Here is a 5552-nt window from a genome sequence, read left to right as displayed (position 1 = left end):
CCGAAGAACAGCGCGGTGGCCAGGAGCACGCCGGTCGCGAACAAGAGCTTGTTGAGATAGATGACCTTGTCCAGACCCGAAGCCGTATGCAACTCGTCGGCGAAGGATTGCAGAAGTCCGTAAGCATGCAGCGTCACCAGGCCGGCGGCCAGGATCACGAATATAAAGACGAAAAATGCTGATTCCGCCTTGTGGAAACGCATCTGCTCCCCGTTGGAAAAGTGCCCACTGATCTTATGGCATGGGCGGGCTTACGGAGGGTTAATTTGGACAACCACCACGGGAACCTTTCCTTGCATGTAACCTTTTCAGGTTGTATCGGAAGCAAGCGCTGAGATCGTGGTTTCCAGATCATCACCGGGGCGCAATCTCAGCCATTCCGGCCCCAATTGATGCCTGAACCAGGTGGTTTGCCGCTTGGAATATTGCCTGGTCGCGATCTTGGCGCGTTCGATTGCCTCGGGAAAGCCAATCTCTCCGGCCATCGCTGCCTGCAGTTCGCGAACGCCGATCGCTTTCATCGCCGGCAATTCGGGATCGAGGCCAAGTGCTGCAAGCCGCTTGACCTCGTCCAGCGCGCCCTTGTCCAGCATCCGGTCGAAGCGTTTGTCGATCCGAGCGACCAACGCCGCCCGATCCGGCTCGATCACGAAGAAACGTGCGCTTTCCCTGTCGATGAGCGGCTGGCCGCGTTCTGCCTGCCATTCCAGGATCGAACGGCCAGACGCATCGAGAACCTCCAATGCCCGCACGACGCGCTGGCTGTCGGTTGGCTTGAGCATCATGGCCGCCGCCGAATCCTCGCGCAGCAGCAGGCTGTGCAGCTTGACGGCGCCCTGCTCCTTCAACTCATAGCGCCAGCGGTCGCGGACCCGCTGCGGAATGTCGGGCATTTCCGAAATGCCCTCGGCCAGCGCGCGAAAGTAGAGCCCGGTGCCGCCGACAAAAATCACTGGCCGTTCGGAGAATATGCCGTCCTCGATCAGCTTCATCACGTCGCGCAGCCAGGCGCCGGTGGAATAGGCGGTGGCCGGGTGGACATGGCCATAAAGATAATGCGGTGCGCGGGCGAGGTCGGCCGCCTCCGGCCGGGCAGTCAGCACGTCGAGCACCGAATAGCCCTGCATGGAATCGGTATTGACGATCACGCCCCCCCTGCGCTCGGCCAGATCGAGCGCAAGCGCCGACTTGCCGCTGGCGGTCGGCCCAGCTATCAGGATCGCGTTCTTCACGCGGCCCTTGCCCGCCTGCCCGCCGGAATGTTTCATGCCGCTCATCGCCACGCTTGTTTCCCGTCCCGCTGAGCGCGCTTTGTCGCTGTCGCTTGCGAATATGGCCTCACGGTCGGTCGGCGCAAGCGCTGTTGTCTGGCTGGCCGAAGGTATTGCCTGCGATCTCGTCCTGCCTGAGGCAGCCGACGACGCCGTCACGAGTGCCGTCTTGCGCACGGCACTTGCCAGCGAGGCCGTCGACGTGATCGTCCAGCAGGCGGAAACCCGCCGCAAGAAAATCCTGATCGCCGACATGGATTCAACCATGATCGACCAGGAATGCATCGACGAGCTGGCCGACGAGATCGGCGTCAAGGATCATGTTGCGGCCATCACCGCGCGATCCATGAATGGTGAGATCGCCTTCGAACCGGCTTTGCGTGAACGGGTGGCGTTGCTCAAGGGCCTCGACGCCGCCGTGGTCGATCGCATCGTCGCCAATCGCCTGACGCTGGCAGCGGGCGGCCGTGTTCTGGTCCGGACCATGCGCGCCAACGGCGCCTGGACGGCACTCGTGTCTGGCGGCTTCGAGGTCTTCACGACGCGCATCGCCGCCATGCTCGGTTTCCAGGAGAACCGCGCCAATCGCCTGCTCGAGCAGGACGGCCGCTTCACCGGGCTGGTCGGCGAACCGATCCTCGGCCGCGCCGCCAAGGCCGACGCGCTGATCGAAATTTCAGCGCGCCTTGGTCTGACGCCCGCCGACGCCATCGCCGTCGGTGACGGCGCCAATGATCTCGACATGATCCGCCTTGCCGGTACCGGTGTCGCGCTCCACGCCAAACCGACGGTGGCGGCACAGGCCAAGGTCCGCATCGATCATGGCGACCTGACCGCGCTGCTTTATGTGCAAGGCTACAGGCAGGAGGAGTTTGTGCAATGAAACCAATGCGCACCGAGCGCCTGATCCTGCGCAACTGGGAGGATCGCGACCGCGACCTGTTCCACCGCATAAACTCCGACGACCGGGTGATGGAGTTCTTTCCGTTCCGCCGCGACCGCGCCGAGGCGGATGCCAAGATGGACGAGCTCCGGGCCTGGACCGCGGAGGACGGATACGGTTTTGCTGCCGCCGAGATCACCGCCACCGGTGAATGCATCGGCTTCATCGGTCTCCTCGACACCGATCATGTGCCATCCCTGCCAGCTGGCACCATCGAGATCGGCTGGCGACTGGCACCTGAATTCTGGGGCAAGGGCTATGTCACCGAGGCAGCCGAAGCGTGGCTGGCCTACGGGTTCGAGACGCTTGGCCTCGATGAAATCGTGTCATTCGCCGTCGCGGCCAACCGCCGCTCCACCGCCGTCATGCAACGCCTCGGCATGATCGCTGATCCGTCCGGCGATTTCGACCACCCCAGCATTCCCGACAGCCATCCGCATCTCAAACGGCATGTCCTCTACAGACTGCCGCGCCAGGACTGGCAGGCAAGAAAAAGGGCGGCTCGCTAGCCGCCCTTTTCTTTCAGTGCTGTCGTGTTGTCGGATCTTCCGGATCTCTCAGTCCATCCGGATCGTCACGAACCTGAGCTCGCCGGTCTTCGACGCCAGCATCAAGAGCGCATTCTTGCGTCCCTGTTCCTTCAAGGCGCCGATCCGGTCCATGACGTCCTTGGGCGTGGCGACCGATTCCTGTGCGATCTCGGTGATCACCTCGCCGGGCTGGATGCCGCGTTCGGCGGCTGCCGAGTCCTTGGTGACGTCGGTGATGACGACGCCCGAAACATCGGCCGCAATGCTGAACTTCTTGCGTGTCTCGTCGTTCAGTTCGCCGACCGTCATGCCGAGCACCGAAGCAGTGGAAACGGCCGGAGCCTTGTCGCCCTTGTCCTGATCGGTGTTGCTGCCCTCCTCGCTGCTGGCGAGCTTCTCGCCGTCCTCGAGCCGGCCGAGCGTCACTTTCACGGTCTGCTCGACACCCTTGCGCACGATGAGCACATCGACCGCCTTGCCAACCGGGCTTTCGGCGACGACGCGCGGCAGATCGCGCATCTCATGGATGTCCTTGCCGTCGAACTTGATGACGACATCGCCCGCCTGGATGGTGCCATTGTCGACCGGGCCGCCCTTGATCACGCCGGCGACCAGCGCGCCCCTGGCGGTCGCCATGCCGAGGCTTTCGGCGATGTCGTCGGTCACCGGCTGGATGCGCACGCCCAGCCAGCCGCGCCGCGTCTCGCCGAACTGGCGCAACTGGTCGACGACGCCGGACGCGAGCTGGGCGGGGATGGAAAAGCCGATGCCGATCGAACCGCCGGAAGGCGAAATGATCGCCGTGTTGATGCCGATGACTTCGCCGGCGCTGTTGAACAGCGGTCCGCCGGAATTGCCGCGGTTGATCGCGGCATCGGTCTGGATGAAGTCATCATAGGGGCCGGAATTGATGTCGCGGTTGCGGGCAGAGACGATGCCGACCGTCACCGTGCCGCCGAGGCCGAACGGATTGCCGATCGCCATCACCCAGTCGCCGACGCGCATCTTGGTGGAATCGCCGAACTTCACCGCCGTCAGCTTGTGGCCTTTCGGATCGACCTTGAGCACGGCGACATCGGTCTTGGTGTCGGTGCCGACCAGCGTCGCCTTCAAGGTGACACCATCGGAGAAATTGACCTCGATGTCGTCGGCATCGGCAATGACATGGTTGTTGGTGACGACGATGCCTTGCTCGGCATCGATGACGAAGCCGGAGCCCAGCGACTGCACCTTCTGCGAGCCGTTGTCCTTGTCACCGCCGCGGTTCTTGAAGAAATCGTCGAAGAAATCCTGGAAGGGCGACCCCTCGGGCAATTGCGGCATCGGCACGGCGCCCGGGCCTTCGGTGCCCTTGACCGTTTGCGAGGTCGATATGTTGACCACCGCGCCGAGCAGGCCTTGCGCCAGATCGGCGACCGAAGCGGGTCCATCGGCGGCAAACGTCGGCGTCACGAAGGACGGGACAGCGACGGCGCTGACAAGAAGTGCCGCCGCGCCGGCGATGAATGTCCGCCGAGCCGCGCACAGAATTGTATTGGATGTCATCGAGAAGCCTCCCGGTATACTTGAAAAGAAAAGCGCTTCGACGAAAACGCCGCGTCACGCCATGTTGGCAAAAAATACGGCACGTTTGCGGCTATGACTATCGGCGGAGGATAAATCATCGCCGCCGTCATGCGCCCCGTACCAGCCAGACGATGCCGACGCCGATCACGATCGCCGCCAGTCCGGCGATCCGCAGCGCGTTCTCGGGCAGCGACAGCACTTCGGTGGCAAGTTTCCTGGCCAGGCCGGGAAAACCGCCATAGACCAGACCCTCTATGACAAGGACCAGGCCCATGGCGGCAAGAAAATCCTGCACCGGCCGCTACTGGCCGGTGCTGGGCTGTGCCGCCGGCGCGGCGGGTGCCGTCGCCGGAGCGTTTGGCGCAGGCGAAGCCGGCTTTGCCGGCCCCTCGCTGCCGTCGGGATTGCGGAAGAAGCGGAAGAACTCCGAGTTCGGCGACAGCACCATCGTCGTTCCGGTGTTGTCCAGCGCCGTGCCATAGGCATTCATCGACCGGTAGAAGTCGAAGAAGGCCGGATCGCGCTGATAGGCTCCCGCGAAGGTGGCGCTGCGCTGGGCTTCGCCCTCGCCGCGCAGGATTTCCGACTCTTTCTGCGCTTCGGCGACGATCTCGACCACTTCGCGATCGGCGCGGGCGGTGATGCGCTGTGCCGCTTCATTGCCGCGCGCCCTCAGCCGCGCAGCTTCCGCCAGGCGTTCCGCCTTCATGCGGTCGAAGGTCTGCTGCGAGACTTCGGCCGTGAGATCCGTGCGGCGGATACGGACATCCTCGATCTGCAGGCCGAGCGAGGTGGCGTCGGGCCTGAGCTGGTCGCGGACTTCGCGCATCATCACGGTGCGCTGTTCGGAAAGTGCGGCCTCGAAATCACGCAGACCGTAGACACGGCGCAAGGCAGCGTCGAGACGCGTCCTGAGCCGGGCTTCTGCCAGTTCGATCTGACCCGACACGGTGGAGCGGAAGACCCGCGGATCCGAGATGCGGTAGGCGATGAAGGCGTCGACCTCATAGAACTTGCCGCCTGACACCTGGACGCGGATGTTGTCGAGGTCGAAGCGCAGCACCCGGTTCTCGATCAGTTGCACGGTGTCGGCGTCGAAGAACGAGAACGGCGCCTTGAAGTAGATGCCGGGTTCGCTCTTGACGTCGACGATCTCGCCGAACCTGAGCACCAGCGCCTGCTGGCGCGCATTGACCACGAAGACCGACGAATAGAGCAGGAACAGGATAACCGCTGCTGCGA

The 5552-nt window shown here is 63.6% G+C and carries 6 protein-coding genes and 1 pseudogene; 2 read left to right on the top strand and 5 right to left on the bottom strand.

Going from position 1 to position 5552, the window contains the following annotated elements:
• Together EN749_RS29615 and miaA are read right to left on the bottom strand one after the other, a co-directional pair.
• Positions 1-203 (bottom strand): annotated as a pseudogene (locus tag EN749_RS29615) (GGDEF domain-containing protein); the annotation flags it as partial.
• Positions 204-308: 105 nt separating this feature from the next.
• Complete coding sequence (miaA, locus tag EN749_RS29610) at positions 309-1277, bottom strand: tRNA (adenosine(37)-N6)-dimethylallyltransferase MiaA (protein ID WP_128364486.1); 969 nt, start codon at positions 1275-1277, stop codon at positions 309-311.
• On the opposite strand from miaA, the gene serB reads away from it, so the two are divergent.
• Both serB and EN749_RS29600 read left to right on the top strand, forming a co-directional pair.
• Positions 1267-2154 (top strand): phosphoserine phosphatase SerB, encoded by an 888-nt coding sequence (gene serB, locus EN749_RS29605; RefSeq protein ID WP_128364485.1) that lies wholly within the window; start codon positions 1267-1269, stop codon positions 2152-2154. The genes miaA and serB overlap by 11 nt on opposite strands.
• Complete coding sequence (locus tag EN749_RS29600; RefSeq protein WP_128364484.1) at positions 2151-2723, top strand: GNAT family N-acetyltransferase; 573 nt, start codon at positions 2151-2153, stop codon at positions 2721-2723. Before serB ends, EN749_RS29600 begins: the two co-directional genes overlap by 4 nt.
• 48 nt (positions 2724-2771) lie before the next feature.
• Here EN749_RS29600 and EN749_RS29595 read toward each other — a convergent pair whose 3' ends face one another.
• The 3 genes from EN749_RS29595 to EN749_RS29585 all read right to left on the bottom strand — a co-directional run.
• Positions 2772-4289 (bottom strand): DegQ family serine endoprotease, encoded by a 1518-nt coding sequence (locus EN749_RS29595; protein WP_127271780.1) that lies wholly within the window; start codon positions 4287-4289, stop codon positions 2772-2774.
• Between the two features lie 127 nt (positions 4290-4416).
• The gene (locus EN749_RS29590; RefSeq protein ID WP_023813072.1) at positions 4417-4605 is read right to left on the bottom strand and encodes a DUF2065 domain-containing protein; all 189 of its coding nucleotides are present in this window, start codon (positions 4603-4605) and stop codon (positions 4417-4419) included.
• Between the two features lie 6 nt (positions 4606-4611).
• Positions 4612-5552: protease modulator HflC (locus EN749_RS29585; RefSeq protein WP_145991050.1), on the bottom strand; the 941-nt coding region annotated here is incomplete at its 5' end.

Source organism: Mesorhizobium sp. M7A.F.Ca.ET.027.02.1.1 (assembly GCF_004022985.1).
Classification (GTDB): Bacteria; Pseudomonadota; Alphaproteobacteria; order Rhizobiales; family Rhizobiaceae; genus Mesorhizobium.
Note: the sequence above shows the minus strand (reverse complement) of the source record. Positions and strands in the feature narration are given on the sequence as shown.

Bases quoted from the DNA above. Each gene is read 5' to 3' on its own strand.
- EN749_RS29595 (WP_127271780.1), bottom strand. From the start codon at position 4,289: ATGACATCCAATACAATTCTGTGCGCGGCTCGGCGGACATTCATCGCC.
- EN749_RS29600 (WP_128364484.1), top strand. From the start codon at position 2,151: ATGAAACCAATGCGCACCGAGCGCCTGATCCTGCGCAACTGGGAGGAT.
- serB (WP_128364485.1), top strand. From the start codon at position 1,267: ATGCCGCTCATCGCCACGCTTGTTTCCCGTCCCGCTGAGCGCGCTTTG.
- miaA (WP_128364486.1), bottom strand. From the start codon at position 1,277: ATGAGCGGCATGAAACATTCCGGCGGGCAGGCGGGCAAGGGCCGCGTG.